Raw genomic sequence first — 26,024 nt, 5'->3', positions numbered from 1 at the left:
ATGATGCGTCGATGGCTGCTGTGTGCTGTCTCTATGTTGTCTGCGTTGTCCGCATTGTCTGTGTGCTGGCCAATGTTGCGGCTCGATGGGCCGAGCGCTTCACAGCCCCGGCCGCTCGACGAATTCGAACGGCAAATTGCGCCGCCGCATCCATTCGCCGAGCGCTTGCCCCGTGCCCGCGCGCCACGGCCGCAGCTTCGCGGGCTCGACGAGCTGGTATTCCAGGAGTTCCGGCGACAGCGCGATCGTCCCATGCGCCTTCACGTGATACGCGATGATCAGCTCGTTCTTGCGGATGAATTCGTACACGCCGATCAGTTCGACCGATTCCGTGTGCAGCGACGTCTCCTCCATCACTTCGCGAGCGATGCCCTGCTCCGGCGTCTCGCCGTTTTCGAGGAAGCCGGTGATCAGCGCGAACCTGCCCTCGGGCCATGCGGCGTTGCGCGCAAGCAGAACCTTGCCCTCGTACTCGACGATCGCGGCGACGACCGGCAGCGGATTATTCCAATGAACATAACCGCACTCGGTGTCGGGACAGATCTGACGGACGCGGCCACCGTCGTGTTCGGGGTCGGTGCGTTCGGTCAGAGGCTTCGCGCAGCGGGGACAGAATCGGTACTCGGTCATGGCGGGGGACGTCTCGTTGTTTCCTGTTTTTTGGCGGGTCGTAGTGGTGTGGCATTGCGCGTGTACCGAGTGGTGCGCCGAGGCGCCGGCAGTCACTCAGGCTCCGGCAGCTTCATGCGTCTTCGGTCACGCGATGCACAGTTCGCGTACGTCGGCCGCGAAACGCTCGACCGTTTCGGGCTGCGTGTCCCACGCGCACATCAGCCGGCAACCGCCCGCGCCGATGAACTCGTAAAACTTCCAGCCACGTGCGCGCATCGTCTTCGCGGCATGCGGCGGCAACTGCGCGAACACCGCGTTCGATTCGCTCGGAAACATGATGCTCACGCCCGGGATTTCCTGCAACCGCGCCTCCAGCAGACGCGCCATCGCGTTCGCGTGACGTGCATTGCGCAACCATACGTCGTTGTCGAGCAGGCCGAGCCACGGCGCGGAAATGAAACGCATCTTCGATGCCAGCTGTCCCGCCTGCTTGAGCCGATAAGCGAAATCGTCGGCGAGCGCGCGGTCGAAGAACACCACCGCCTCGCCGACTGGCAGGCCGTTCTTGGTGCCGCCGAAGCACAGCACGTCGACACCCGCGCGCCATGTGATTTCCGACGGATGCACGTCGAGCGCGGCGACCGCGTTCGCGAAACGCGCGCCGTCCATGTGCACCTTCAGATGACGGCGCTTCGCGATCGCGGCGATCGCGCGCACTTCCTCGACGCTGTAGACGGTGCCGACCTCGGTCGACTGCGTCAGCGTGACGACCTTCGGCTTCGGATAGTGGATATCGGCGCGCCGCGTGACGATGCACTCGATCGCATCGGGCGTGAGCTTGCCGCCGATGCCCGGCGCGGTCAGCAGCTTCGAGCCGTTTGAAAAGAACTCCGGACCGCCGCATTCGTCGGTCTCGATGTGCGCGAGTTCGTGGCAGATCACCGAGTGGTACGACTGGCACAGCGACGCGAGCGCGAGCGAATTGGCCGCCGTGCCGTTGAACACGAAGAACACTTCGCAATCGGTTTGAAACAGGTCGCGCAGACGGTCGCAGACCTGGTTGGTCCAGGAGTCGTCGCCGTAGGCCGGCTCGTGGCCGCTGTTGTTGGCGGCGATCAGCGCGTCGAGCGCTTCGGGACAGATGCCGGCATAGTTGTCGGACGCGAAATGTTGCATGGTCGAGCGACGCGCCCGGCGACAGGCGCGAGGGAATGACGGAAAGCGGTCATTTTAGTGCGCTCGTGCGAGATTTGTTTTCAGGCGCTAGTTGCGACCGCAATCCGGCATGCGGCCACGGCGCGGGCCGCGCGGCACGCGCATCACCGCGATCAGCCCTACCGCCCCCGCCAGCAGCGCGCCCGCGGCGAGCCACAGCGCCAGCGAAAACGATCCCGTGTGGGCGGCAATCGGCGCTGCCACCAACGGACCCGCGATCTGTCCGATGCCATAGGCCGCCGTCGCGTAACCCATCAGCCCGGCCGCATCGTCGCCGCGCAGCCGCCGCGCCTCGCGCATCGCGAATAGCGTGATCGCGGTAAACGGCAGGCCGATCAGGATGCTGCCGAGCGAAAACCCGCCCGCCGTCGGCCACACGATGCCCAACGCGATGCCGATTGCCTGCAGCACATATGAGCCTGCGAGCAGCGTGCGGTTGTCCCAATGCAACGGCAAACGCGCGGCGAGCAACGCGCCGACGATCAGCGCGGCACCGAACATCGGCCAGAACAGGTCCGGCCATGCCGAGCCCGGCAACGCGTGGCGCGCGATGACCGGCAGAAAGGTCGCGGTGATGATGTAGCCGAAGCCCGGGATACCGTAGAGCAGCACCAGCCAGAACGCGTCGCTGCGGTGGACGGCATGGCTCGTCTGAACGCCGGCCGTACGGGGCGGCGGGTTTGCGCCAGTGCGTGATCCAGTGGCGGATTTTGCTGCCGAGGAGCTCGCAACGGCAGGCCGCGCTGCCCCCGCGCGCCCTGTCTCGGCGAACACGGGCCACACCAGCACGGTCAGCACCGCGCCGATCACCGCAAAGCCGATCCATCCGACCACCGCGCCATAGCCACCCGCGACGCTGACCAGCAAGCCGGTCCCGACGATGCCCACGCCCGGCCCGGTGTAGATGACCCCGCTCCACGCATGCGCGCCGAGTTCGGCGAGCCGCCGCAAGCCCCACTGCGACGCGAACACGAAGGTCCATGCGCTGACCGCGCCGGCGACGAAGCGCACCAGCGCCCACACCCAGAACTGGCCGGTGACGCCCATCGCGAGCGTGAGCAGCACGGTCGCGGCGAGTCCGACGCGCACCATCCGCGCGGGCTCTGCCCGCAGCGCCGCGCAGGTCATCGCACCGACGAAATAGCCGGCGTAATTGAACGACGCGAGCCAGCCGCCATGCTGGATATCGAGGTGCGGCTGGCCGAGCGCCGCGCCGTGCAGCATCAGCGGCAGCAGCGGCGTGAATGCGAAGCGCCCGATCCCGAGCGCGACGGCCAGCGCGGCCATGCAGGCGAGCGCCGCGCGCCGGGCGGCGTGCGGTTCGTGAAAGCGCCGGTACGCGTGGGAAGCCAGGTCGTTCATGTCGGACGGTCAAGCAGCGATGGGGTGAATCCATATTAGCTTGACCTTTCGATCACGAAAAATGAATAATTAGAATGTAATTCATCGCCGGGAGAGAATCATGGATCTGGCTGCTCTGACGATTTTTCGCGCGGTAGTACGCGAAAACGGCGTGACGCGCGCTGCGGCGAAGCTCAATCGCGTGCAATCGAACGTGACCACGCGCATCAAGCAGCTCGAGGAGCAACTCGGCACCGAGTTGTTCATCCGCGACGGCCGCCGGCTCGTGCTGACGCCGGCCGGCGAGACCCTGCTGCCCTACGCGGAACGGCTGCTCGCGCTCGCCGACGAGGCGCGTCACGCGGTGCGCGAGGATCGTCCGAGCGGGCGGCTGCGTCTCGGTACGATGGAAAGCGTCGCGGCGACGCGTCTGCCGGCCCTGCTCGCGCAATATCACCAGCAATGGCCGGCCGTCGAACTGGAGCTGGAGACCGGCACGACCGGCAGGCTGATCGAGCGCGTGCGCGAGTTCGAGGTCGATGCGGCGTTGGTCGCGACGCCGCTCGATCCTGCGACGCTCGGCGATGTGTTCGAAACCGTGCCGATCTTCCGCGAAGAACTCGTGATGCTGACGCCGCGCGGCCATCGGCCGATCCGCGAGGTGCGCGACATCGCGCTATCGACGCTGATCGCGTTCGAGCGCGGCTGCGCCTACCGCGCGTATATCGAGAAGTGGTATCTGGAGCACGGGGTGCGACCGGAGCGCGTGCTGGAGCTCGGCTCGTATCACGCGATCGTCGCGTGCGTGGCGGCCGGCGCGGGCGTCGCGGTCGCACCGCGCTCGGTGCTCGATCTGCAGCCCGACACGAGCAATATCGCGGTGCACGAGTTGCCCGATATCGGCATCATCGACACGCTGCTGCTCTGGCGACGCGGGCATTTTTCGTCGGCGCTCAACGCGTTGCGGCGCGCGCTGGTCGCGTCGCAGGAAGGGACGGCCGACGCGGATGCGGCGGCGCCCGTGGATACCAATGCGGTCTGATCGTTGAATCCACCGCGCCGGCAAAGAGGTTCGACGCAAGCCGATCGGCTTCGGCAAAAGCGAAGGGGCCACGCAACGCGCCGATTCTGCTGGCGCGCCGCGTGGCCCCTTTGTCGAACCCGGCTCGACTTCGCGTCGAGCCGGACTCAACCGACCATCAGATTCAAAGCTGTGCTTCGACCCAGCCCTTGACGCCCGCGAGCGCCGCCGGCAGGTTGGCCGGCTCGGTACCGCCAGCCTGCGCCATGTCCGGACGGCCACCGCCCTTGCCGCCCACCTGCTGGGCCACGAAGTTGACCAGTTCGCCCGCCTTGACCTTCTTGCTGGCGTCGGCGGTCACACCGGCGATCAGGCTGACCTTGCCGCCTTCGACCGACGCGAGCACGATCGCCGCGCTCTTCAGCTTGTCCTTGAGCTTGTCGACCGTTTCGCGCAGCGTCTTCACATCCGCGCCTTCGAGCGTTGCCGCGAGCACGTGCACGCCGCCGACGTCGATCGCCTGGCCCGCGAGCTCGTCGCCCTGGCTCGACGCCATCTTCGACTTCAGCGCGCTCAGTTCCTTCTCGAGCGCCTTCACCTGGTCCTGCACCTGGCCGATGCGCTGCGTGAGTTCCGCCGGTTGCGCCTTCAGCACGGCCGCGGCCGCGTTGACGCGCGCTTCGAGCTCCTGCACGTAGCGCACCGCGTTGTCGCCGGTGATCGCTTCGACGCGGCGGATACCGGCCGCGACGCCGCCTTCCATCACGATCTTGAAGAAGCCGATGTCGCCCGAGCGATTCACGTGCGTACCGCCGCACAGCTCACGCGAGAAGCCGAGGTCGAGCACGCGCACTTCGTCGCCGTACTTTTCGCCGAACAGCGCCATCGCGCCGCCCTTCACCGCATCGTCGTACGACATCAAACGCACGATGCCGGGCGCGTTCGCCAGCACTTCCGCGTTGACGATTTCCTCGACGCGGCGGATCTGTTCGTCCGTCATCGGCGCGTTGTGCGCGAAGTCGAAGCGGGTCTTGTCTGCGTCGACGAGCGAGCCCTTCTGCTGCACGTGCGAACCGAGCACCTCGCGCAGCGCCTTGTGCATCAGGTGCGTGGCCGAGTGGTTGCGCGCCGTGCGAGCGCGGCGCACCGCGTCGATTTCCGCCTTGACGACGTCGCCAACCTTCAGCGTGCCCTGCTCGAGCGTGCCGTGATGGCCGACCACGTCGGCCTGCACCTTCAGCGTATCGGCAACGGCAAAGCGCGTGCTCGCGTTCGCGAGCACGCCCTGGTCGCCGACCTGGCCGCCCGACTCCGCGTAGAACGGCGTGTGATCGAGCACGACGACCGCCGGCTGGCCGGCCTGCACCTGTTGCACCGACGCGCCGTCCACATACAGCGCGACGACCTTCGCGTCGTCGAAGACGATTTCTTCGTAGCCGTGGAAGGTGGTCTTCGCGCCCGAGTATTCGAGGCCCTGGGCCATCTTGAACTTGCCCGCCGCGCGCGCCTGCTCGCGCTGACGCGCCATCGCGTCGTCGAACGCGGGTTCGTCGACCGTCACTTCGCGCTCGCGGCAGACGTCCGCGGTCAGGTCGAGCGGGAAGCCGTAGGTGTCGTGCAGCTTGAACGCGAGTTCGCCGTCGAGCGTCTTGCCGCCCTTCGCGTCGAGATCGGCCAAAGCGGCTTCGAGAATCGACATGCCGTGCTCGATCGTCTCGAAGAAGCGCTCTTCTTCCTGACGCAGCACGTCGGTCACGCGCTTCTCGGCCTGTGCCAGTTCCGGATAGGCTTCGCCCATCTGCGCGACGAGGTCGGCGACGAGGCGATGGAAGAACGAACCCTTCTTGCCGAGCTTGTAGCCGTGGCGGATCGCGCGGCGCACGATGCGGCGCAGCACGTAGCCGCGGCCTTCGTTGCCCGGAATCACGCCGTCGACGATCAGGAACGAGCACGCGCGGATGTGATCGGCGATCACCTTCAGCGAGTTGTTGGTCAGATCGGTCACGCCGGTTTCGCGACCAGCGGCCTGGATGAGCGCCTGGAAGAGGTCGATCTCGTAGTTGCTGTGCACGTGCTGCAGCACCGCGGCGATACGCTCGAGGCCCATGCCGGTGTCCACGCATTGCTTCGGCAGCGGCGTCATGTTGCCCTGCGCGTCGCGGTTGAACTGCATGAACACGAGGTTCCAGATTTCGATGTAGCGGTCGCCGTCTTCGTCGGGAGACCCCGGCGGGCCACCCCACACGTCCGGGCCGTGGTCGTAGAAGATTTCCGAACACGGGCCGCACGGCCCGGTGTCGGCCATCTGCCAGAAGTTGTCCGACGCGTAGCGCGCGCCCTTGTTGTCGCCGATGCGGATGATGCGCTCGACCGGCACGCCCACTTCCTTCGCCCAGATGTCGTGCGCTTCGTCGTCCTCCTGGTAGACGGTGACCCACAGCTTGTCTTTCGGCAGCTTGTAGACTTCGGTCAGCAGTTCCCACGCGTAGTGGATCGCATCGCGCTTGAAGTAGTCGCCGAACGAGAAGTTACCGAGCATCTCGAAGAACGTGTGGTGACGCGCGGTGTAGCCGACGTTCTCGAGGTCGTTGTGCTTGCCGCCGGCGCGCACGCTGCGCTGCGCGGTCGTGGCGCGCGAATACGGACGCGACTCCGCGCCGAGGAACACATCTTTGAACTGCACCATCCCCGAATTGGTGAAGAGCAGCGTCGGGTCGTTGCCGGGCACGAGGCTCGACGAACGGACGATCGTATGGCCCTTCGATTCGAAGAACTTGAGGAATTTCTCGCGGATATCAGCGGCTTTCATAGCGTGCGGGGGACGGTCCTGACGGTTCCTGACGAAGACTGGCGGTCGATGGGATGCGCCAACTGTCTGTTTCTTTAAACGACTGATTATACGGGATCGGCACGCGTGCGCGGCACCGCGCGCCGCCTGGCTGGCGATCCGGCCAGCACGGCATGCGCCCGCTGCGACACGCGCGCGTCCGATCGTCCGATCGGCGCTATGACGTTCGGCTGACTGCGCCCGCGAGCGGGAATCGCTTAAGATGACTTCCACGAAACGTCGCGCGAAATTGCGCATGGCGGCTCGCCGCGCGGCCTGCAACCATCAGGAGACATTCAGGAACATGGGCGCTCTCAGTCATATCCGCGTGCTGGATCTCACCCGCGTGCTCGCCGGTCCGTGGTGCGCGCAGACGCTCGCCGATTTCGGCGCCGACGTCATCAAGATCGAACGCCCCGAGGTCGGCGACGACACGCGCCACTGGGGGCCGCCGTATCTGAAGACGCCGGACGGCGCGGACACGCGCGAAGCCGCCTACTATCTCGCGGCGAACCGCAACAAGCGCTCGGTCACGCTCGACATCGCGTCGCCCGAGGGCCAGCGGATCGTGCGCGAGCTGGCCGCGCAAAGCGACGTCGTGCTCGAAAACTACAAGGTCGGCCAGCTGAAGAAGTACGGCCTCGACTACGAATCGCTCAAAGCGGTGAAGCCCGACCTGATCTACTGCTCGGTCACGGGCTTCGGGCAGACCGGGCCGTATGCGCAGCGCGCCGGCTATGACTTCATCGTGCAGGGCATCGGCGGCTTCATGAGCATTACCGGCGAGCGCGACGGTCAGCCGGGCGGTGGCCCGCAGAAGGCCGGCGTCGCGATCGCCGACCTGATGACCGGCATGTACTCGACGATCGCCGTGCTGACCGCGCTCACGCACCGCGATCGCACGGGCGAAGGCCAGTACATCGACATGGCGCTGCTCGACGTGCAGGTCGCGATGCTCGCCAACATGAACTCGAACTACCTCGCGAGCGGCCAGCCGCCAGTGCGCTGGGGCAACGCGCATCCGAACATCGTGCCCTACCAGACCTTCCAGACGAGCGATGGCTGGATCATCGTCGCGGTCGGCAATGACGGCCAGTTCCGCAAGTTCGTCGAGGTGGGCGGCCGCCCGGAGCTCGCCGACGACGACCGTTTCGCGACCAACCCCGCGCGCGTGCGCAACCGCGAACTGCTCGTGCCGATGCTCGCGGACATGGTCCGTCTGCAAGGCAAGCAGCAATGGATCGCGGCGCTCGAAGCGGCCGGCGTGCCGTGCGGGCCGATCAATAACCTCGACGAAGTGTTCGACAACGAGCAGGTGGTCGCGCGCGGTCTGCAGGTGGATCTGCCGCATCCGTCGGGCGGCACGGTCAAGCTCGTGCGCAATCCGATCAACATGACCGGCACGCCGCCGCAGGCGCTGAGCCATCCGCCACTGCTCGGCGAGCACACCGAGCGTGTGCTGCGCGACCTGCTCGGATACGACGCGCAGACGATGGCGGAGTTGAAGCGAAAGGCGGTGATCTGATCGACGATGCGACGAGACTCAGCGCGGCGCCCTTAGCGAAGCCAGCCAGCTGCGCCCCTCGTCCCAATCGCCGAGGCCGCTATCGGCGTTGATGTGGCCGCGCGCGCCAATCTCGATCCAGCGGCTGCCCCACGCGTTCGCGCAGGTTTGTGAAAACGGCACGCCGCCATACGGATCGTCGCTGCTCGCCACGACGATCGTCGCAAACGGCAGGCGTTCGAGCGGCACCGGCGCAAAGCCGGTCGCGTCCCGCGGGAAATGCGCTTCGGCCGGATCGGGCACGGCGACCAGCAGCGCGCCGGCCACCTTCGCGAGTTGCGCCGCGCTCGCGTACCGCGAGGCCCAGAACGCCGTGGTCAGACAGCCGAGGCTGTGAGCGGCGAACACGACCGGCGCGTCGAGGGAGTCGAGCGTGGCGGCCAGCGTGCGGCACCAGGCGTCTCGCGAAGGGTGGTCCCAATCCGGCATCCGCACGCGGACGAACGCGGGATCGAGCGCTTCCCAGCGCGTTTGCCAGTGGCCTGGGCCGGAGTCCAGATAGCCCGGCAGTACGAGTGTGGTTGGTTGTTGTTCGGTCGTCATGCTTCCCCGTGTTCGGCTTATGGCCCGCTCGCGGGATAGCGCGGCGGGGCGTCTACCGTATCACGCGTGCCACGCCGGCACCACGGGGATCGCTCGCGGGCTCGGGCGTCGTGCCGTTCACGCGGATCATCTGCACGTCGCCGTTGTACGGCTGCTGCTCGACCGTATAGCCGAGCGCCTTCAGTTGCGTGGCGAGCTCATCCGGCGCCGGATGGTACGGCTCGAAGTAGATCGTCTTTTGCGGCAGCAGCTGATGATGGAACCGCATCGCGGCGAGCGCGTCCGTCGGCGACATGTCGAAGTCGGAGAGATTCGTCATCACCTGGAAGATCGTCGTCAGGATGCGCGAGCCGCCGGGCGTGCCGATCGCCAGCGCGATCTTGCCGTCCTTCAGCAGCAGCGTGGGCGTCATCGACGAAATCGGGCGGCGGCCCGGCGCGATCGTGTCCGGCTCGGCATCGTCGGCGCCGGATGCCGAGGCCGCGCCCGACGCGCCCGTCGCCCCGGCGCCGGCCGGCTTGATCAAGAAATCGTCCATCGCATCGTTCAGCAGGAACCCGCCGCCGTCCACCACCACGCCCGAGCCGAAATCGCCGTTCAGCGTGTAGGTGTTCGACACCGCGTTGCCCCACTTGTCGACTACCGAGAAATGCGTGGTTTGCGCCTTCTCCGTCGCCTCGGCGCCGTCAGCGCCGGGCTTCACCGGCGCCGCGCCCGGCGCTTCGTCGGTTTTGACTTCGGCCGCGCGCTGCGCGACGTAGGCGTCGTCGATCAGCTTCGCGACCGGCACCGGCGATGCGTCCGGGTCGCCGATATAGCGCTGCCGGTCCGAGAACACCCGATCCTCGATCTGCGCGATCAGATGGATGTACGGCGCCGAATTCAACGCGAGGCCGTCGAACGCCGGCTGCAGAGCGGCCCGCATCTTTAGCATCTGGATCAGCCCGATGCCGCCCGAGCTCGGCGGCGGTGCGGTGATCACGCGGTAGCCGTGCCAGTCGGCTGCGAGCGGCTCGCGCCACAGTGCCTTGTACTGGCTCAGATCCTGGCTCGTGATCAGGCCGTGGCCGTACATCTGCGCGGCGATCATTTGAGCGGTGCGGCCCTCGTAGAACTCGCGGCCGCCGTCGCTCGCGATTCGCCCGAGCGTCTGCGCGAGTTCCGGCTGGCGCAGCGTCGCGCCCGTTCTCAGGTTGCCGAAATAGGCGTCGAAATTGGTCTTGCCGGCGAAACCCTTCGCGGCCGCGTCGCGCCGCTGCTGCAGGCGCGGGCCGACCTGGAAGCCGTCGGTCGCGTAATGGATCGCGGGCGCGAGCACCTGCTTCCATTTAAGCTTGCCGAAGCGGCGCTGCGCTTGCCACATACCATCGACGGTGCCCGGCACAGCCGCCGCGCGATGACCGACCGTGCTCATGCCCGGCACCACGTTGCCCTTGTCGTCGAGGTACATGTCGCGGTTCGCCTGCTGCGGCGCGCGCTCGCGATAGTCGAGAAAATACGGCTTGCCGTCGACCAGCAGCGTCATGAAACCGCCGCCGCCGAGGTTGCCCGCATCGGGCCGCGTGACGGCGAGTGTGAAGGCCATCGCGACCGCGGCATCGACCGCGTTGCCGCCTTCGGCAAAGATCTGCTGCGCGGTGTCGGCGCTATAGGCATCGGGCGCGGCGACGGCCGACGCATCGAGCGGCGGCTTCGGCGCCGCTGTTTTCGCGGCGGCGGACAGCGGCGCGGCCACGTTCACGGCAAGCGCGGCAAACCAGGCCGAAGCGAGCACGCGACGAGTACCGCAAGAAAATCGGGCGCTAGCCAAAGCGCCGGCAAAAGGCGCGCGAAACGCGCCGTGCATCGGGATAGACATCCGGGAGAACTCCGGCAACGAAGCGAGCATGGCGCACGAGCAAAGGAGCCTCGTGCAAGCGATGAAGGACAGCGTGGACAGCTCAGGCGGCCCGCCCCGCGCGAAGGCCCAGCCCGGGTGCGCGGGCCGCGCGCAGCAGCGCATCCTAAGTCGGCGCGTCGCGCGCCGCCAACCCGTTTTACCTCCTGTTACAGCCCCGCGCGCCTCCTTCGGCGACTGCGGCATCCGCGCCAGACCCGCCCCGCCGTTGGCTGCGCGCCGCAAGCGCCTGCCGCGAGCGGGCTCGTCAGGTAGAATTGTCGGCTAAGCGGGCGCATTGCGCGCCCCACGGACTCTCACCTTCTCGCATGAATACCGAACGCAAAGACGCTGATCGCAACGACGCGCCCACGGCATCCAATTTCATCCGCAACATCATCGACGACGACAACCGCACCGGCAAATGGAGCCAGCGCGTCGAAACGCGCTTCCCGCCGGAGCCGAACGGCTATCTGCACATCGGTCACGCGAAGAGCATCTGCCTGAACTTCGGCGTCGCGCGCAGCTACGGCGGCGTGTGCCATCTGCGCTTCGACGACACCAATCCAGAGAAGGAAAGCGTCGAGTACGTCGAGTCGATCATCGACTCGGTGCGCTGGCTCGGCTTCGAATGGGAAAAGGACCGCACCGAACATCTGTACTACGCGAGCGACTACTACGACAAGCTGTACGAGTTTGCCGAGCTGCTGATCCAGCGCGGCAAGGCGTACGTGGATAGCCAGTCGGCCGAGGAAATGCGCGCGAACCGTGGCTCGGCCACCGAAGTCGGCACGCCGTCGCGTTTCCGCGATCGTTCGGTCGAAGAAAACCTCGACCTGTTCCGCCGCATGAAGGCGGGCGAGTTCAAGGAAGGCGAGCACGTGCTGCGCGCGAAGATCGACATGTCGTCGCCGAACTTCAACATGCGCGACCCGGTCATCTATCGCATCCGCTTCGCGCATCACTACCGTACCGGTGACACCTGGTGCGTGTACCCGATGTACGACTACACGCACTGCATCTCGGACGCGCTCGAAAACATCACGCATTCGCTGTGCACGCTCGAATTCGAAGATCACCGCCCGCTGTACGACTGGATCCTGAACGAGCTCGCCGAAGCCGGCATCTTCAAGCGTCCGTTGCCGCAGCAAATCGAGTTTTCGCGCCTGAACCTGACCTATGCGATCACCAGCAAGCGCAAGCTGCTGCAACTCGTCAACGAAGGCCATGTGGAAGGCTGGGACGACCCGCGCATGCCGACCATCGTCGGGGTGCGCCGGCGCGGCTTCACGCCCGAATCGATCCAGCTGTTCTGCGAGCGCATCGGCGTGACCAAGGTCGACTCGTGGATCGATATGAGCGTCTTCGAAGGCGCGCTGCGCGACGATCTCGACGAGAAGGCGCCGCGCATCGCCGCCGTGCTCGATCCGGTCAAGCTGATCATCGACAACTTCCCCGAACGCCTCACCGAGCCGTGCCACGCACCGGTGCATCCGCATCATCCGGAACAGGGCGTGCGCGAGTTTCCGATTTCCCGCGAGCTGTGGATCGAGCGCGAGGATTTCACGGAAACGCCGCCGAAGGGCTACTTCCGTCTGTTCCCGGGCAACAAGGTGCGCCTGCGCTACGGCTACGTGATCGAATGCACGCACGCGGACAAGGACGAGAACGGCAACATCGTCGCGGTGCATTGCAACTACTTCCCGGACAGCAAATCGGGCACCGAAGGCGCGAACAATTACAAGGTCAAGGGCAACATCCACTGGGTCAGCGCCGCGGCTGCGTGCCCGGCCGAAGTGCGCATCTACGACCGGCTGTTCAAGGAACCGCAACCGGACGCCGGCGGCCGCGATTTCCTCGAAGCACTGAATCCGGACTCGAAGCGCGTGGTCCACGCCTACCTCGAAACCGGCGCGCGCCATGCGCTGCCGGAGCAGCGCTACCAGTTCGAGCGCCACGGCTACTTCGTTGCCGATCGCGTCGATTCGAAGCCGGGTAAGCCCGTATTCAACCGCATCGTCAGTCTGCGCGACAGTTGGGGCAAGCCGGCCTAAGCTCACGTCAGCGACGGCCCGGCGTTGCCGGGCCCAGACCGGTTGCCTGAGATTCGATCGACACTCATGCGCGCTCGCCTGGGCGCGCCGGTCCGGGAGGTCCGATGAAGGTTGCAGTCCGCCGCGGGGATGGGACTGAAAGTAGGATTTGCGTCGCAAGGAGTCCGCGCGGCTCACGCTTGCCGCGCTTCGTGCGCGATCTGCACCGCGCGCTGCTTGCGCTGGTCGCCTGCGGTGCGGTCGCGTTCGCTGGCCCGGCACGCGCGGATGAACTGACCGGTACGCTGAGAAAGATCCACGACGACGGCGTCGTCGTCCTCGGCGTGCGCGAGGCATCGATCCCGTTCTCGTACTTCGACGGCAAGCGCACGGTCGGCTACTCGCAGGCGATCGCGATGCAGATCGTCGATGAAATCCGGAAGACGCTCGGCATGGCGCAGTTGCGGGTTCACGAAATCACGGTGACTTCGTCGAACCGCACGCCGATGCTGCTGAACAACCAGATCGATCTCGAATGCGGCTCGACCACGCACACGGTCGAGCGCGAAAACGTCGCCGCGTTTTCGGACAGCCTGTTCCAGTACGCGGTGCGCATGATCACGCGCAGGAACAGCGGCATCACCGACTTCCCCGATCTGGCCGGCAAGCCGGTCGTGACGACCGCGGGCACGTCCGACGAGCGCCTGCTGCGCAGCCTCAACACCGAGAAGCAGTTGAACATGCGCATCATGAGCGCGCGCGACCATCAGGAAGCCTTCAACGCAATGAAAGACGGCCGCGCGGTGGCGTTCGTGATGGACGAGCCGATCGTCTACGGTTTCAAGGCGACCGACCCGCATCCCGACGATTTCATCGTGACGGGTGCGCCGCTCGGCTATGAGGTGTACGCGTGCATGTTCCGCAAGGGCGACGAGCCGTTTCGCGCGCTCGTGAATCGCGTGATCGTGCGCTCGCAGACGTCCGGCGACGCCGAGCGTCTGTACCGGCAGTGGTTCACGCAGCCGATTCCGCCGCGCGGCATCAATGTCAATTTCCCGCTGTCGGAGCAGAACCGCGCGTTGTTCGCGCATCCTAACGACCGCGCGCTCGACTGAACGCGGCGCGCGCCGTCTATAGCGACCGGTGCAGCTCCGCGAGCGACAGCGTCGTCTCGAAGAGCCGCGTCAGACTACGGCTCGCATACAGCGGGACCTCTTCGATCGACGCCCAGCGGTAGTCGTCCATTTCGGGGATCAGCGTGCCGTCCGAGCGGCGCGGAAACAGCGACGTGCAGGTGCACACGCTCAGATCGAGTTCGCCGGCACTCGCGCGCGCCGCGAATAGATGCAGGTCCTTGTCGCGCCGGTAGACGAACAGGCCGAGATCCTTCAGGCGGCCCGCCTGGAGCGCGATGCCGGTTTCCTCGACCATCTCGCGCAGCGCGGTCTCGTGCGGCGCCTCGCCGTCCTCGCCCTGCCCTTTTGGAATATCCCAGTGCGACGTTTCGGTGGCGTGCGCGAGCAGCACGCGTCCGTCGGGATCGAGCAGCACGATCCCGCACGAGACGATTCGCGGGCTCATCGCTTCTGCAGTTGCCAGGCGCCGCCTACCTTGCAGAAGTTCGGACGCAGGTTCATCGATTGCCCTTTCGCATTGAGTACGACGCCGAGGACGCGGCAAGTGCGCCCGCCTTCGGTCGAGGTGCTGTCCATCGTGATGGTCGCGTCGATCTTCACGCTATTGCCGGTGCCGTCGTTGACCCACGTGAAGCTGTCGCCGTCCTTTCTGTCATTGAGCGCGCTCATGACCGCGTGCTTGATCGAGTCGTTGTCGCGCTGCTTCATGTAGGTGATCGGCGTGTCGTTCAGAAAGGCGAGGTTCGCCGCTTGCGCGCCGATCGCCGCGCCGAGCAGCAGGCTCGCGGCACTGAGGCGGAACAGCACACGGGTTCGCGTCGACATGTGGGACTCTCCTTGAGGTGCGCACGGCGCGCACGGGCGCACGGCGGCTTTTGATCCTGACCTCAAAAGCATAGCATGCACACTTCTGCGGGCAGCGCCCCATCGATGCGGCCATCAACGCGCGGCGGCCGTCCCCTGCAGGCGGAACGTATTGACGACGTCGCGCAGCATCTGCGCCTGCTCCTGCATCGACTGCGCGGCGGCCGCCGCCTGCTCGACCATCGCCGCGTTCTGCTGGGTGGTCTCGTCCATCTGCGCGATCGCGAGATTGACCTGCTCGATGCCACGGCGCTGCTCGTCGGACGCGGCGGAAATCTCGCTGATGATGTCGGTCACGCGCTTCACTGCATCGACGAGCGAGTCCATCGTGCCGCCCGCTTTCTCGACGAGCGCCTTGCCGCTGCCGACGCGCGCGACCGAATCCTCGATCAGCGTCTTGATCTCCTTGGCCGCATCGGCGCTGCGGCGCGCGAGATTGCGCACCTCGCCCGCGACGACCGCGAAGCCGCGACCCTCTTCACCGGCGCGCGCGGCTTCGACGGCCGCGTTCAGCGCGAGGATGTTGGTCTGAAACGCGATGCTCTCGATCACGCCGATGATGTCGACGACGCGTGCCGAGCTCTCCGCGATGCTCTGCATATTCGCGACGACGTGCTGCACGGCCTCGCCGCCCTCGCCCGCGAGTTGCGACGCGGAGTGCGCCATGCGGTTGGCCTGCAGCGCGTTGTCGGCGTTCTGTTTGACGGTCGCCGTCAGCTGCTCCATGCTCGCGGCCGTTTCGCCGAGCGACGACGCCTGCTGTTCCGTGCGCGCCGACAGATCGAGATTGCCCGCGGCGATCTCTTCCGCCGCGACCGTGATGGTTTCGGTGCCGCCGCGAATGCGCCTGATCGCGTCGGCGAGGCGGCTTTGCATGCGCTGCATCGCGAACAGCATGCTTTCCTGATCGTTGCCGGCCAGTGCGACGGGGCACGATAGATCGCCGTCGGCGATCGTCTCCGCGACGCTCGCCGCGTAGGCGGGCTCGCCGCCGAGACTGCGCTTGACGTTGCGGATGATCAGCACGAGCGCGATGGTGCTGACGCTGCCGATCACGAGGATCGTCAGCAGATAGCGCAGCAGGTCGGCGCGGAACGCCGCGTCGATGTCGTTCACGTAGACGCCCGAAATCAGATACCAGTCCCACGCGGCAAAGCGCTTGACGAAGCTGATCTTCGGCACGTGCTCGTTGTGGCCAGCAAGGCGTCCCATGTAATCGACGAAGCCCTGTCCCTGCGCCTGCGCCACCTTGACCATCTCGACGAACAGCAGCTTGCCGTCGGTGTCCGCGTAGTGCGACACGTCTTTGTTGCGCAGATCGGCGAGCACCGGGTGCATGATCACGACCGGCGTCGCGGTCGTCACGATCATGTAGCCGCTGCCGGGGTAGCGCATCGCGGACAGGCGCGCCAGCGCCTGCTGCCGTGCCTGTTCCGGTGTCAGCTCGCGCCGGTCGGCGCGCTGCGCGTAGTCGGCGACGATGCCGTACGCGCTCTCGACGACGTTCTGCACCGCCGATTTGCGCTCGGCGAGCATCGTCGCGCGCGACTGCCACGCGGCCCAGCCGCCGAGGCCGAGCAGACCGAGCCACGTGATCAGCAGCGCGAGCCAGAGTTTGGTGTTGAGGCTGAGTCGGTTCACGCTGATTCCTCCAATCGCGGCGCGTCAAACGGTTCTGTTGAACTAACGGCGTCGCGCGCGATTTCCTGAGTCGGGAAACACCCGAAGCGAGCCATTCGATGACGGAAACGACAACGTGCGTGTGACGTCGGGGAGTTGCTGATCGTCAGCCGGGCCCGCGCGCCGATATCAGTTGCTCGACGATCCGGGCGAGGTGCGAAAAGACAGCAAAAAAGACAAAAAGGGTTACAGGCGCGAGGCTTGTAACCCTTTCGATGTTTCTGGTACGGCAGGAGGGGCTCGAACCCCCGACCCTCGGCTTAGAAGGCCGATGCTCTATCCAGCTGAGCTACTGCCGTATGGATCGCTATCTGCATGAAACCGGCACTCGCAGCGAGCCGCCCGATTTCGCACAAACTAAAATTCTAACTGACCTGCAAACAACCGGGCCCGGATTATAACCGATCGCCCGCCGCGCTCAGACCGGCTGCGGATGCAGCATGAACCAGCCGAGGAACACGATCCCCGCGATCGCGCAGTACAAACCGAACGACGCGAGACGCCCGCGGCCTTCGAAATAGCGCATCAGGAAACGCACGCTCAAGTACGCGGCGATCGCGGTCAGCACGCCGCCGAGCGCCGCGTCGGCAAGCTGGCTCGGCGCGTGGAGCAGCTTCGGCAGTTCGAGTACGCCAGCCGCGAAAATGATCGGGGTGCCGAGCAAAAACGAAAACTCGGCGGCTTTCTCGGTGGTGAGGCCGGCCGCATTGCCGGCGATCATCGTCAGGCCGCTGCGCGAGAAGCCCGGAATCAGCGCGCCGATCTGCGCGAGGCCGACGAAGAACGCCTGGCGGAACGTCAGCTTTTCCGGTGCCCGATGCGCGCGTGCGCGTTGCAGGCGATCGCCGAACCACAGCAGCACGCCGTTCACGATCAACGCAAACGCGACGATCCGCAGATCGTGAAAAATCGCCTCGAGGCGCTTTTCCAGCACGAGACCGACGAGACCCGCCGGAATCGTACCGATGATCAGCGCCCACATCATGTGACCGTCGTCGTTGCGGCGACCGCCGAGCGACGCGAAGAAACCGCGCACCAGCGCGCACCAGCGCTCGCGGAAGTACCACAGCAGCGCGAACGCGGTGCCCAGATGCAGAGCGACGAGGAACGGCAGCAACTGCGGCGCATGCTTGTCGATGTGCATGTCGAACAGGGCTGGCACGAGCAGCGTGTGGCCAAGGCTGCTCACCGGAAACAGTTCGGTCACGCCTTGCAGCACGCTGAGAAAAATCAGAAACGACAGGTTCACGCGGCGGTCCTTGTAAGCAAAGTGTCGGGAAACTGCGCGCCGCACAAAAGGGAAGCCGGCGCGTCAAAAGGCGCACCGATTATGCCTGGCTGCACAGTCAGCGCCAAGCGGTTAGACCACATTCGGAGAGAAATTGACGCGCCGCGTCACAACTCGACACGGTTGTTACGCGAGGGCAAGGAAGCGGGCAGCGGATTCGTCGCGCGCGTACTGCGAACGCAGAGGAATGAACCCAGCGGGATCAGCGCTTGAGCGAGTGGAAGAAGTAGTACGTGCTAGCCGTGAATATGCCGAACAAAGAAACGGCCATTGCCATTGCGAGATCCATGATGCCTCCTGAGCCGATTCGCCCGGGAGTCGGATAGACCGGACGCTCAGGCGGATTATCAATAGGATTCGCCCTTTTCCGACACCCGCAATTTCCCGGGAAGGGTTTCCCCGTAGCGCAAAGCAGCGCAAAATCGCGGTTTCAGCGCGCCTGACGCAGTCGCGGCGAGTGGCGCAAAACGCCGCTTCATCCGGATGCAACGGCCGACGCAGCCAACCGCTTTGCAGGACCCTCAACCTCTATCTGGCTACCTACTGACCATGCCCCTCTCCCCGGAACAGGACATTCTCGAGATCGCCCAGGACGCCTCCGTGCTCCGCTTTTCGCCGCAAGCCGGCGGCCGTCTGCTATCGTGGACGATCGATGGCGAAGAGGTGATCCACTGGCCCGAACACGCCGACTGGAGCGCGCCCGCGCGGATTCGCGGTGGCAATCCGCTGCTGTTTCCGTTTCTCGGCCGTCACTTCGTCGACGGCAAGATCGGCCATTGGCGTGACGCGCATGGCACCGTGCGCGAGATGCCGATGCACGGTTTCGCGCGCGACCTGCCGTTCGAGCCCCACGCCGACGTGCATGGCGCCGGCCTGCGCATGATTCTGACCGACAGCAAAGCGACGCGCGCCGTCTATCCGTTCGGCTTTCGCTTCGAAGCCGCTTACGAGCTCATCGATCCGCGCACGCTCGACGTGACGCTGACCACCACCAATACCGGCCACACGCCCCTGCCCTACTACGCCGGCCATCACTTCTACTTCACGCTGCCGCACACGCAGCGCGCGCAGACGACGATCGAGCTGCCGCCCACCGAGCGCTGCCGTCAGCTCGGGGATGGCTCGATCAGCCCCGCCGAGCCTGGCGAAGCGAGCTACACGCTCGACGAAGACCGCATCTACGACCGCTTCCATTGCCTGAGCGGCACGCCCGATCGACCGGTGCGGGTCGAGGCGCCGGGCATCAACCGCGTAATTACGATCGATCTGCAGCGGCCCGGCTCGGTGCCCTGGTACTCGGTCACGACGTGGACCGAAACGCCGCAATCGGACTTTTACTGCGTTGAGCCGTGGCTCGGGCTGCCCGATGCGATCCATAACGGCCGCGGCTTGCGCTGGCTCGAGCCGGGACAAACCGAGACGGCGGCGCTGCGCATTACCGTCGAGAAGACCAGCTGATATGCCGACGCCGGCGGCGAGCGGCTCGAAGCGGCCGCCCGTCGCCTCGCCCTCCTCGCCGGGGGGCGCAACACAAAACCGTTAGAATCGAACGCTTTGTCTGTCTGTGCCGCGTGATCGGGATCGGCGCGCGGCAGCGCTTTGCGAGGTCCAATGCTGGAAACAACAAGAATCAAACGACTCGGTTGCGCGGCGTTGTTCGTGCTGCTCGCCGCGTGCGGGTCGGCGCCGGTGGCGCCGGGCTACTACCGGGTCGAACGGGGCGACACGCTGTCGAAAATCGCGCGCGGCAACCGCCAATCGGTGCAGAACATCGCGCGCTGGAACAACCTGACCAATCCGGACAACATCGAGGTCGGCCAGGTGCTGCGTGTCGCGCCACCGAGCGGAACGGCGTCGACGAGCGGTGCGATCCGTAGCGGCGGCGGTGGTGGCGGTAGCGGCAGCGCGAGTGCGTCGGCCGCGCCGCGTGCTGCGCCGCCGGACACTGCGCCGGCCACCGCGCCCGCGCCCATTTCGCTGGTCTGGCCGGCCGACGGCACCGTGTTCCGCCGTTTCGACGGCGGCAACTCGAAGGGGATCGATATTTCCGCGGCGGCCGGCACACCGATCGTCGCGGCGGCGCCCGGCACCGTCGTCTATGCGGGCAACGGTCTGCGCGGCTACGGCAATCTTTTGATCCTCAAACACAACGCCGACTACCTGACCGCTTACGCGCACAACCGCGCGCTGTTCGTGAAGGAAGGCGAATCGGTCAAGCGCGGCCAGAAAATCGCCGAAATGGGTGACACCGATACCGATCGCGTGATGCTGCATTTCGAGCTGCGCTACCAGGGCCGCTCGATCGATCCGTCGAAGGAACTGCCGCCGCGCTAGGCGGCGGCGGGCGCGAGAACCCACCGTGCTATAAACGCTCAATTCGAAGCGGCGTGGCTGCGCGCCACGCCCTTCGTAGATTTGCAAGGAATCTGAAATGAAAAGCCCATTGGCGCGCGTCGCGGCGGCCGCAACGATCAGTCTCGGCCTCCTGACGCTCGGCGGCCTCGGCGGCTGCTCGACCACGACTACGATGACCTATCTGCCGAGCGGCGACACCGGCTTCGCGATCAACTGCAGCGGCAGCGACGCGAGCACGAGCTGGGCCGAGTGCTACAAGCGCGCGGGCGAAACCTGCGGCAACTACGGGTACGACGTGGTGTCGAAAGACGTCGACAGCGGCGCAACGTCGGGCGGCACGATCGGCGGGATTTTCGGCGCGAATGTGAAAAACCGTTCGATGGTCATTCGCTGCAAGCAGTAATGGCGGCACTTTGTGCGCCAGGCACGGCCGCCCAGCGGGAATAGCGTCACCGATCAGCGGCGTCGCCGGCGTCCCGAGCGCGGATCGATGCGAGCGGCGAAGCGCAGCAGCAACGCGAGCGCGATCACCCATACGCCGACAAAGATGATCACCCCGGTCATGAGCCTCGCGCCGAAAAAATAATCCGCCATCATCGGCCGTGTATGTGAATTCGCGGTGAAGATCGCCGCGACGGGTTAAACACCCGCGTAAATCGGTTCAAAAAAAAGCCCGGCACGAAGCCGGGCTAACGGGGGTTCGGCGCATATCGGCAAAGGACCGGTTCACCATGCGCCAGAACGAAATCTAACAATCTGCATTTACAAGCGCAATCGATTAATTTTGCGGTCAATGTTACACGGCGTACGGATTACGCAATCCGTGAATCGGAAATGTCGGAATGAGACCGGCTAAATGCGCCGCGGCCGGGCTACTCGGCCCGCGAGGTCATTCAAACTGGATTGTCCGAGCCCCGCACCAGCCAATGTTCTTGGGCCATCGAGGAAAATGCCGGGAAAACAGCAGAGGAAAGACATCTGTCCGAATAACACTAACTCGTTCGGCAATAAGCCCGCTTTTGCTCGTGAAGATTAACTTGGTGCGGAAACGCACGTAACGTATCGATTAGTCGCGGCAACGGCTTCGGAATAAGCTTCGATATTTCATCACAACAAATTCGCGAATAGTGAAAGATTTAACATCGACAATTCCCCGACAATCTTGAAACCATTCAAACTCGCGTTTCAATTCGGAATATTCGGACGATTAATCGCGGCGCTGATTGGCGGCATGGCGCGTGCGCCGTCGTCGTTGAATCCGTCGGCATCCAGGTTCAGAATCCGACTCAGTCCGGCGATGCATAAAAGACCGCTCCGCGCGTTGCGCAGGCCCGCCATGCGGCTCGCCGGTCTGCGCCAATGGTTTATAGTGACGACCCCGTCCGACCCGCCTACTATGACTTCCAACGACGCCCCCCAAAGCCCCCTGTACGCGAAGCTGCTCGGCGAAACCGCCAAGATCGGCTGGAGCGAACTCGAACGTTTCTTTGCGCGCGGCATCCTGCTGCACGTCGCGCGCGACCTTGATCTCGTGAGCGTCGCCGAAGCGATCGCCAACGACGACACCGCCCAGGTCGCCCAATGGTTGTCTTCGGGCCTCGTTGAGCGCGTGCAGTCGGAGACGGCCGCCGATTTCGCCGCGCGCGATCCCGAGCTGTGGGCAGTCGTCGTCTCGCCGTGGGTGTGCGTTCAGGAGCGCTCTTGAGCGACGCGAGGACGCCCGATGCCGGGACGCCCGACGGCGCGCCTTCCCAAACCGCCGCGCATTCAGCCAGCGGGCGGGCGCTGCCGGTACGCTGGCATCGCCGGGTGCTCGCGCTCGCGTTCCCGATCGTCCTCGCGAATCTGACGCAGCCGATCCTCGGCGCGGTCGATACCGCCGTCGCCGGTCATCTGGATAGCGCCTCCTACCTCGGCGGCGTTGCGCTCGGCGGGCTCTTCTTCAACTTCGTGTTCTGGGGCTTCGGCTTCCTGCGCATGGGCACCACCGGCCTCGTCGCGCAGGCGCACGGCGCGGCCCACGGCGACGAGCTGCGCAACAGCGTGGTGCGCGCACTGCTGATGGCGGCTGCGATCGGCGCGCTGGTGCTGCTCGTGCAGCAACCGCTGATCGACTACGCGCTGCGGGCGATCGGCGGCAGCGACGCGGTGCAGCGGCATGCGCAGGTGTATTGCCACGCGCGCATCTGGGCCGCGCCGCTCGCGCTCGGCAATTACGTGGTGCTGGGCTGGCTGCTCGGCACGCAGCGGGTGCGGCTCGCGTTGCTGTCGCAGGTGTTCATCAACAGCGTGAACATCGTCGCGGTGCTGCTGTACGTGTACGCGTTTCATTGGGGCGTGGCCAGCATCGGCGCGGCTACCGCGACTGCCGACGCGCTCGGCTTCTTGCTCGGCCTCGCGCTGCTATGGCACGGCAGGCCGCGCGGCCTGCCCGCGCTGAATCGCGCCGCGTTGTTCGACACCGCCGCGCTGAAGCGTCTCGTCGTGCTCAATCGCGACATCTTCGTGCGCACGCTGTGTCTGCTTTCGTCGTTCGGCTGGTTTGCGCATCTCGGCGCGCGGCAAGGCGACGCGACGCTCGCCGCGAACGCATTGCTGCTCAATTTTCAGACCTTCATGGCGTACGGGCTCGACGGTTTCGCGCATGCGGCCGAGGCGCTGGTCGGCGCGGCGATCGGCGCGCGCGATCGTCACGCGTTCGCGCAGGCGGTCAAGGTCACCGCGATGTGGTCGGCGCTCGGCGCGATCGGCTTCTCGTTCGTGTACTGGGGCGCGGGCGCATGGATCATCGAGCGGCTGACCGATCAGGCCGTCGTGCGCGCGGCGGCCGAAACCTATCTGCCGTGGGCGGCGCTGTCGCCGGTCATTTCGGTGTGGGGCTTCCTGCTCGACGGCGTGTTCATCGGCGCGACGCGCACGCGCGAACTGATGATGGCGATGGTGGTGTCGCTCGTGGTGTTCGTCGCGGCGTCGTCGGCATTGCTCTCGTGGCACGGCAATCACGGGCTGTGGATCGCGCTGCTGATCTTCATGGCCACGCGCGGCGCGACGCTCGCGCGCTACCTGCCGGGCGTGTCGCGAGGGATTGCGGCGGCGTAGTCGCGCGGTGCGGCGCGCCGCGCCCCGTTGGCTGTTCGGCGGACGACAGAACGTTACGGCTTGAAACAAGCGCATACATATCGCATAACGAGCGCGTCCTAGAATGTTTCCAGCCCGTGCTCTCCGCGCGAACAGTCGGCACGGGTCAGAAGTGCCGGCGTGCCCGCGCCGGTGCTTCGCTTTCCCCGCCCCTCCCTTTCCCGATCGTTTTCAATTCGACGAGCGCTCACTGTGCGACGGGCGCGGGCACCATGGCGGGCGGCCGATCGTCGGTTGGCACGCCGTGGTAGTCGGCGGGATCATGTGGCGGGCTGCCGCGATGCGCGGACGGATGGTCCGCACAGCCGGCGACGCCGGCGCACAACAGCAAGGCAACAGTCAGAACGCGGGTCATTTTGCAATCTTCTCCGGGACAAAGGGGATGGCGGAAGTCCGCCGGCGCGCCGAGAGTCTACCCGCAAAGCGCGTTCCGCGACGCCATCACGCCCGCTCGTGCCCCGCTCGTTCCATTTCGTGAGATTTCGCCAGACCTGCGCTACTATGGGTTCATGGCTGAACCTACCGGGAGACTGCCATGGACGGTGAATCGATCGCGGGCCTGATCGGGCTCGCAATAGGCTTGCTCGTGCTGGTGGCGTTGTCGATTTTCGAATCGCGGGCCTACCGGCGAGAACACGACGGCGAGGGCATGCTGCATCACTGGACGCATCAGCACCTGCATATGCCGCATTGGAGGCGTCCAAGGCACTGATGCGGGTGATCTTCGACTCGGACCGAGTCGGCTCTAGTCGCGGCACCGGCATATCGCAGTGCCTCAGTTGCGCGTCCGCTCGATGACGCGATGACCGGCGTTGCGGCGCATGTTTGCGCCGCGCGCGTCGTCGTCCGCTGCACGTGCGCAATACCTTTTCAGTTCCTTCGGCATACATACATCGAACGGTGACGCTACGCGCGTCGCCCCCTCTTTTTTCACCGTCGTCCAAGGCCTCGCCGCATCGATCTTCATCGGTGATGGGCACACGCCTTGCGGGTTCCGATCCAGCAACAGGCGCGCGATACACGCGTCGATTGTCGCGGCGCGCGTGCGCCAAACCAGCGTGACGATGCGGCCAGCGATTTCGCGGCCCCTCGAAAAGGAGAACGCCATGACCGTCGGAACCATCCTGCTAATCGTGCTCATCCTGCTGTTGATCGGCGCATTGCCAAGCTGGCCGTATAGCAGCGGCTGGGGCTATCGACCGACTGGGCTTGTCGGCGTCGTGCTGATCGTCGTGATCATTCTGCTGTTGATGGGGCGAATATAGCTGACCGCCGAGCCAGCGCAAGGCAAGGCATTGACGCTCCTGTCCGTACCCCCTATACTCTCGGATTCGTCGGAGCGTAGCGCAGCCTGGTAGCGCATCTGATTTGGGATCAGAGGGTCGAAGGTTCGAATCCTTTCGCTCCGACCAATAGAATCAAGCATTTAGCCCAGCCCTAACCGGCTGGGCTTTTTGCTTTCTGAGTCCGTGTAGGCGCTGTGTAGGCAAATTCAATCGGCATTTGGCAACGCCTTCTCCACGGCTTACGGGACGCGTGGGAATGGTCTAGACCTGACCATCGTCCTCTTGCGGCGTGCAATACCGTCGCGTCATGCCGAGCGCCGTGGCTGGTTGACCCGTCCTCAAACGTGGTTCCGAGGTCGGGATATTCCCAGCGGCAACACCCGATGGTTGGGGTCGGGCCTTTGTCACGCCAGAGACAACCCGAACCCCATCGGCTCTTTTCAAGACTGTCTGGCAGCACAGGATAGTCGCAGCCTTAGGAACGAACCCGCACGGATCGCCCATCTTCACCCGAGGATGAAGTTGCCGCTCATTACCAAACAGCAGGGGTAGCAGATTTGCGCGTCGCCCGACGACGCATGAAGCCAGGATCACCGGCGACCTTTGTCATCACGTCCTGAACGGCTTCGGGCTGGCGCACAAGCGCGCGATTCTAGCACTCCGGGAAAACCCCCGGGAATTGGTCCGCTGCGCCTTGATAGCAGTCGCAAAAATCTGTTATCAAAAGCTATCACTTTCGCAAGCCGCTTTGTTTTCGGTCCGCGCGGCGTCAAGGCGCGGCCTTGCCGCGTACACTTGGCCCTTGCTCAACGCGACAAAGTTCGGCAGGGTGCAATCCGTTTCGGCGCTTGCCACATGTTCGCCGCAGCTGCATACGAGATTGGGGCCACACCGGCCTGTCATGCCGCAGCAGCCATATGTCCGCTCAATTAAGGGCGTGACGCTCAACCCGATCACGTCATCTTCCTGTACAAGCCAGCAGCCCGCGTAGGCTTGCCATACATCGCCGCGTTCCTTGATGGCAAACCCCGAGGGAAAGCAGGGCTCGCCCCATTTCCACGACTCGCCGCCGTGTGTGGTGTATTGCGACGCGTTCCCAACCGTCAAAACACGTGTAACTGGCGCGTTACAGCGGTTGCAGCGAAAACAGATGAGTTGCACACCCAGCTCGTTATGAGATTTCTCCATAGTGTCCTTTTGTCGGAGCGAGGGAACGACCGGCAAGGTCAAACCCGATGGCAGTGA

At 65.3% G+C, this 26,024-nt stretch carries 25 protein-coding genes and 2 tRNA genes; 12 read left to right on the top strand and 15 right to left on the bottom strand.

Going from position 1 to position 26,024, the window contains the following annotated elements; genetic code table 11:
• Nucleotides 1-99: 99 nt before the first annotated feature.
• The 3 genes from QFZ94_RS18055 to QFZ94_RS18045 all read right to left on the bottom strand — a co-directional run bounded on the left by QFZ94_RS18055 (nt 100) and on the right by QFZ94_RS18045 (nt 3,189).
• Nucleotides 100-630 carry an NUDIX domain-containing protein gene (locus tag QFZ94_RS18055; protein WP_368585274.1) on the bottom strand — a complete coding sequence of 177 codons (531 nt, stop codon included), beginning with the start codon at nt 628-630 and terminating at the stop codon, nt 100-102.
• 126 nt (nt 631-756) lie between these two features.
• Nucleotides 757-1,788, bottom strand: coding sequence for a threonine aldolase family protein (locus QFZ94_RS18050; RefSeq protein WP_429458573.1), 1,032 nt, complete (start codon nt 1,786-1,788; stop codon nt 757-759).
• Between the two features lie 87 nt (nt 1,789-1,875).
• A complete protein-coding gene (locus QFZ94_RS18045; protein WP_429458571.1) occupies nt 1,876-3,189 on the bottom strand; it encodes a YbfB/YjiJ family MFS transporter in 1,314 nt (437 codons plus the stop codon).
• Between the two features lie 100 nt (nt 3,190-3,289).
• Here QFZ94_RS18045 and QFZ94_RS18040 point away from each other — a divergent pair, with 100 nt between their 5' ends.
• Nucleotides 3,290-4,210, top strand: a complete 921-nt coding sequence (locus tag QFZ94_RS18040) for a LysR family transcriptional regulator (protein WP_368585271.1) — start codon at nt 3,290-3,292, stop codon at nt 4,208-4,210.
• A 163-nt stretch (nt 4,211-4,373) separates the two neighbouring features.
• Here the strand turns inward: QFZ94_RS18040 and alaS are convergent, their stop codons facing one another.
• The gene (gene alaS / locus QFZ94_RS18035; RefSeq protein ID WP_429458569.1) at nt 4,374-6,998 is read right to left on the bottom strand and encodes an alanine--tRNA ligase; all 2,625 of its coding nucleotides are present in this window, start codon (nt 6,996-6,998) and stop codon (nt 4,374-4,376) included.
• Between the two features lie 322 nt (nt 6,999-7,320).
• Here alaS and QFZ94_RS18030 point away from each other — a divergent pair, with 322 nt between their 5' ends.
• Nucleotides 7,321-8,541 (top strand): CaiB/BaiF CoA transferase family protein, encoded by a 1,221-nt coding sequence (locus QFZ94_RS18030; RefSeq protein WP_429461847.1) that lies wholly within the window; start codon nt 7,321-7,323, stop codon nt 8,539-8,541.
• An 18-nt stretch (nt 8,542-8,559) separates the two neighbouring features.
• Here the strand turns inward: QFZ94_RS18030 and QFZ94_RS18025 are convergent, their stop codons facing one another.
• Together QFZ94_RS18025 and ggt are read right to left on the bottom strand one after the other, a co-directional pair.
• Complete coding sequence (locus tag QFZ94_RS18025; protein ID WP_429458567.1) at nt 8,560-9,123, bottom strand: RBBP9/YdeN family alpha/beta hydrolase; 564 nt, start codon at nt 9,121-9,123, stop codon at nt 8,560-8,562.
• A gap of 52 nt (nt 9,124-9,175) precedes the next feature.
• Nucleotides 9,176-10,981, bottom strand: a complete 1,806-nt coding sequence (gene ggt, locus QFZ94_RS18020) for a gamma-glutamyltransferase (RefSeq protein WP_429458565.1) — start codon at nt 10,979-10,981, stop codon at nt 9,176-9,178.
• 347 nt (nt 10,982-11,328) lie between these two features.
• Between ggt and QFZ94_RS18015 the strand changes: the two genes are divergently transcribed.
• Both QFZ94_RS18015 and QFZ94_RS18010 read left to right on the top strand, forming a co-directional pair.
• Nucleotides 11,329-13,053, top strand: coding sequence for a glutamine--tRNA ligase/YqeY domain fusion protein (locus QFZ94_RS18015; RefSeq protein WP_429458563.1), 1,725 nt, complete (start codon nt 11,329-11,331; stop codon nt 13,051-13,053).
• Between the two features lie 104 nt (nt 13,054-13,157).
• Entirely contained in the window at nt 13,158-14,147 is a 990-nt protein-coding gene (locus tag QFZ94_RS18010; protein WP_429458561.1) for a transporter substrate-binding domain-containing protein, read from the top strand.
• A 16-nt stretch (nt 14,148-14,163) separates the two neighbouring features.
• Here QFZ94_RS18010 and QFZ94_RS18005 read toward each other — a convergent pair whose 3' ends face one another.
• The 5 genes from QFZ94_RS18005 to QFZ94_RS17985 all read right to left on the bottom strand — a co-directional run bounded on the left by QFZ94_RS18005 (nt 14,164) and on the right by QFZ94_RS17985 (nt 17,961).
• Entirely contained in the window at nt 14,164-14,613 is a 450-nt protein-coding gene (locus QFZ94_RS18005; protein ID WP_429458559.1) for an NUDIX hydrolase, read from the bottom strand.
• Complete coding sequence (locus QFZ94_RS18000) at nt 14,610-14,993, bottom strand: hypothetical protein (RefSeq protein ID WP_429458557.1); 384 nt, start codon at nt 14,991-14,993, stop codon at nt 14,610-14,612. The genes QFZ94_RS18005 and QFZ94_RS18000 overlap by 4 nt, the downstream gene beginning before the upstream one ends.
• Nucleotides 14,994-15,107: 114 nt before the next feature.
• Complete coding sequence (locus tag QFZ94_RS17995) at nt 15,108-16,673, bottom strand: methyl-accepting chemotaxis protein (protein ID WP_429458555.1); 1,566 nt, start codon at nt 16,671-16,673, stop codon at nt 15,108-15,110.
• 261 nt (nt 16,674-16,934) lie between these two features.
• Nucleotides 16,935-17,011: transfer RNA gene (locus QFZ94_RS17990), tRNA-Arg, on the bottom strand.
• 119 nt (nt 17,012-17,130) lie between these two features.
• Entirely contained in the window at nt 17,131-17,961 is an 831-nt protein-coding gene (locus QFZ94_RS17985) for an undecaprenyl-diphosphate phosphatase (protein ID WP_368585263.1), read from the bottom strand.
• Nucleotides 17,962-18,549: 588 nt separating this feature from the next.
• Here QFZ94_RS17985 and QFZ94_RS17980 point away from each other — a divergent pair.
• The 3 genes from QFZ94_RS17980 to QFZ94_RS17970 all read left to right on the top strand — a co-directional run bounded on the left by QFZ94_RS17980 (nt 18,550) and on the right by QFZ94_RS17970 (nt 20,758).
• Entirely contained in the window at nt 18,550-19,458 is a 909-nt protein-coding gene (locus tag QFZ94_RS17980; RefSeq protein ID WP_368585262.1) for an aldose epimerase, read from the top strand.
• A gap of 153 nt (nt 19,459-19,611) precedes the next feature.
• Entirely contained in the window at nt 19,612-20,334 is a 723-nt protein-coding gene (locus tag QFZ94_RS17975; protein WP_429458553.1) for a peptidoglycan DD-metalloendopeptidase family protein, read from the top strand.
• A 97-nt stretch (nt 20,335-20,431) separates the two neighbouring features.
• The gene (locus tag QFZ94_RS17970) at nt 20,432-20,758 is read left to right on the top strand and encodes a hypothetical protein (RefSeq protein ID WP_368585260.1); all 327 of its coding nucleotides are present in this window, start codon (nt 20,432-20,434) and stop codon (nt 20,756-20,758) included.
• Nucleotides 20,759-21,540: 782 nt separating this feature from the next.
• On the opposite strand, the gene QFZ94_RS17965 is transcribed toward QFZ94_RS17970, so the two are convergent.
• Nucleotides 21,541-21,693 (bottom strand): hypothetical protein, encoded by a 153-nt coding sequence (locus QFZ94_RS17965; RefSeq protein ID WP_368585259.1) that lies wholly within the window; start codon nt 21,691-21,693, stop codon nt 21,541-21,543.
• A gap of 58 nt (nt 21,694-21,751) precedes the next feature.
• On the opposite strand from QFZ94_RS17965, the gene QFZ94_RS17960 reads away from it, so the two are divergent.
• Nucleotides 21,752-22,060: a DUF2288 domain-containing protein gene (locus QFZ94_RS17960; RefSeq protein WP_429458550.1), complete on the top strand. Its 309-nt coding sequence runs from the start codon at nt 21,752-21,754 to the stop codon at nt 22,058-22,060.
• The gene (locus tag QFZ94_RS17955) at nt 22,057-23,454 is read left to right on the top strand and encodes an MATE family efflux transporter (RefSeq protein ID WP_429458548.1); all 1,398 of its coding nucleotides are present in this window, start codon (nt 22,057-22,059) and stop codon (nt 23,452-23,454) included. The genes QFZ94_RS17960 and QFZ94_RS17955 overlap by 4 nt, the downstream gene beginning before the upstream one ends.
• Before the next feature lie 226 nt (nt 23,455-23,680).
• Here QFZ94_RS17955 and QFZ94_RS17950 read toward each other — a convergent pair whose 3' ends face one another.
• Complete coding sequence (locus QFZ94_RS17950) at nt 23,681-23,848, bottom strand: hypothetical protein (protein ID WP_429458546.1); 168 nt, start codon at nt 23,846-23,848, stop codon at nt 23,681-23,683.
• Nucleotides 23,849-24,028: 180 nt separating this feature from the next.
• On the opposite strand from QFZ94_RS17950, the gene QFZ94_RS17945 reads away from it, so the two are divergent.
• Nucleotides 24,029-24,205, top strand: coding sequence for a hypothetical protein (locus QFZ94_RS17945; RefSeq protein WP_368585256.1), 177 nt, complete (start codon nt 24,029-24,031; stop codon nt 24,203-24,205).
• A 63-nt stretch (nt 24,206-24,268) separates the two neighbouring features.
• Here QFZ94_RS17945 and QFZ94_RS17940 read toward each other — a convergent pair whose 3' ends face one another.
• A complete protein-coding gene (locus QFZ94_RS17940) occupies nt 24,269-24,460 on the bottom strand; it encodes a hypothetical protein (protein WP_429458544.1) in 192 nt (63 codons plus the stop codon).
• Nucleotides 24,461-24,599: 139 nt separating this feature from the next.
• Between QFZ94_RS17940 and QFZ94_RS17935 the strand changes: the two genes are divergently transcribed.
• A complete protein-coding gene (locus QFZ94_RS17935; protein WP_176105549.1) occupies nt 24,600-24,758 on the top strand; it encodes a DUF3309 family protein in 159 nt (52 codons plus the stop codon).
• Between the two features lie 70 nt (nt 24,759-24,828).
• Nucleotides 24,829-24,905 (top strand) — tRNA-Pro (locus QFZ94_RS17930).
• Nucleotides 24,906-25,499: 594 nt separating this feature from the next.
• Here QFZ94_RS17930 and QFZ94_RS17925 read toward each other — a convergent pair.
• Nucleotides 25,500-25,967, bottom strand: a complete 468-nt coding sequence (locus QFZ94_RS17925; protein WP_429458543.1) for a hypothetical protein — start codon at nt 25,965-25,967, stop codon at nt 25,500-25,502.
• Between the last annotated feature and the right edge of the window lie 57 nt (nt 25,968-26,024).

This window comes from Paraburkholderia sp. JPY465 (assembly GCF_050436725.1).
Lineage (GTDB): Bacteria > Pseudomonadota > Gammaproteobacteria > Burkholderiales > Burkholderiaceae > Paraburkholderia > Paraburkholderia youngii.
This window is presented reverse-complemented; position numbering and strand designations above follow the sequence as displayed.

Coding starts and splice junctions, on each gene's coding strand:
- QFZ94_RS18010 (WP_429458561.1), top strand. CDS start 13,158: ATGAAGGTTGCAGTCCGCCGCGGGGATGGGACTGAAAGTAGGATTTGC.
- QFZ94_RS18015 (WP_429458563.1), top strand. CDS start 11,329: ATGAATACCGAACGCAAAGACGCTGATCGCAACGACGCGCCCACGGCA.
- QFZ94_RS17935 (WP_176105549.1), top strand. CDS start 24,600: ATGACCGTCGGAACCATCCTGCTAATCGTGCTCATCCTGCTGTTGATC.
- QFZ94_RS18030 (WP_429461847.1), top strand. CDS start 7,321: ATGGGCGCTCTCAGTCATATCCGCGTGCTGGATCTCACCCGCGTGCTC.
- ggt (WP_429458565.1), bottom strand. CDS start 10,981: ATGTCTATCCCGATGCACGGCGCGTTTCGCGCGCCTTTTGCCGGCGCT.
- QFZ94_RS18000 (WP_429458557.1), bottom strand. CDS start 14,993: ATGTCGACGCGAACCCGTGTGCTGTTCCGCCTCAGTGCCGCGAGCCTG.
- QFZ94_RS18045 (WP_429458571.1), bottom strand. CDS start 3,189: ATGAACGACCTGGCTTCCCACGCGTACCGGCGCTTTCACGAACCGCAC.
- QFZ94_RS17980 (WP_368585262.1), top strand. CDS start 18,550: ATGCCCCTCTCCCCGGAACAGGACATTCTCGAGATCGCCCAGGACGCC.
- QFZ94_RS17960 (WP_429458550.1), top strand. CDS start 21,752: ATGACTTCCAACGACGCCCCCCAAAGCCCCCTGTACGCGAAGCTGCTC.
- QFZ94_RS17965 (WP_368585259.1), bottom strand. CDS start 21,693: ATGGCGGGCCTGCGCAACGCGCGGAGCGGTCTTTTATGCATCGCCGGA.
- QFZ94_RS18055 (WP_368585274.1), bottom strand. CDS start 630: ATGACCGAGTACCGATTCTGTCCCCGCTGCGCGAAGCCTCTGACCGAA.
- QFZ94_RS17970 (WP_368585260.1), top strand. CDS start 20,432: ATGAAAAGCCCATTGGCGCGCGTCGCGGCGGCCGCAACGATCAGTCTC.
- QFZ94_RS18050 (WP_429458573.1), bottom strand. CDS start 1,788: ATGCAACATTTCGCGTCCGACAACTATGCCGGCATCTGTCCCGAAGCG.
- QFZ94_RS17975 (WP_429458553.1), top strand. CDS start 19,612: ATGCTGGAAACAACAAGAATCAAACGACTCGGTTGCGCGGCGTTGTTC.
- QFZ94_RS17925 (WP_429458543.1), bottom strand. CDS start 25,967: ATGGAGAAATCTCATAACGAGCTGGGTGTGCAACTCATCTGTTTTCGC.
- alaS (WP_429458569.1), bottom strand. CDS start 6,998: ATGAAAGCCGCTGATATCCGCGAGAAATTCCTCAAGTTCTTCGAATCG.
- QFZ94_RS17940 (WP_429458544.1), bottom strand. CDS start 24,460: ATGAAGATCGATGCGGCGAGGCCTTGGACGACGGTGAAAAAAGAGGGG.
- QFZ94_RS17950 (WP_429458546.1), bottom strand. CDS start 23,848: ATGACCCGCGTTCTGACTGTTGCCTTGCTGTTGTGCGCCGGCGTCGCC.
- QFZ94_RS18025 (WP_429458567.1), bottom strand. CDS start 9,123: ATGACGACCGAACAACAACCAACCACACTCGTACTGCCGGGCTATCTG.
- QFZ94_RS18040 (WP_368585271.1), top strand. CDS start 3,290: ATGGATCTGGCTGCTCTGACGATTTTTCGCGCGGTAGTACGCGAAAAC.
- QFZ94_RS17945 (WP_368585256.1), top strand. CDS start 24,029: ATGGACGGTGAATCGATCGCGGGCCTGATCGGGCTCGCAATAGGCTTG.
- QFZ94_RS18005 (WP_429458559.1), bottom strand. CDS start 14,613: ATGAGCCCGCGAATCGTCTCGTGCGGGATCGTGCTGCTCGATCCCGAC.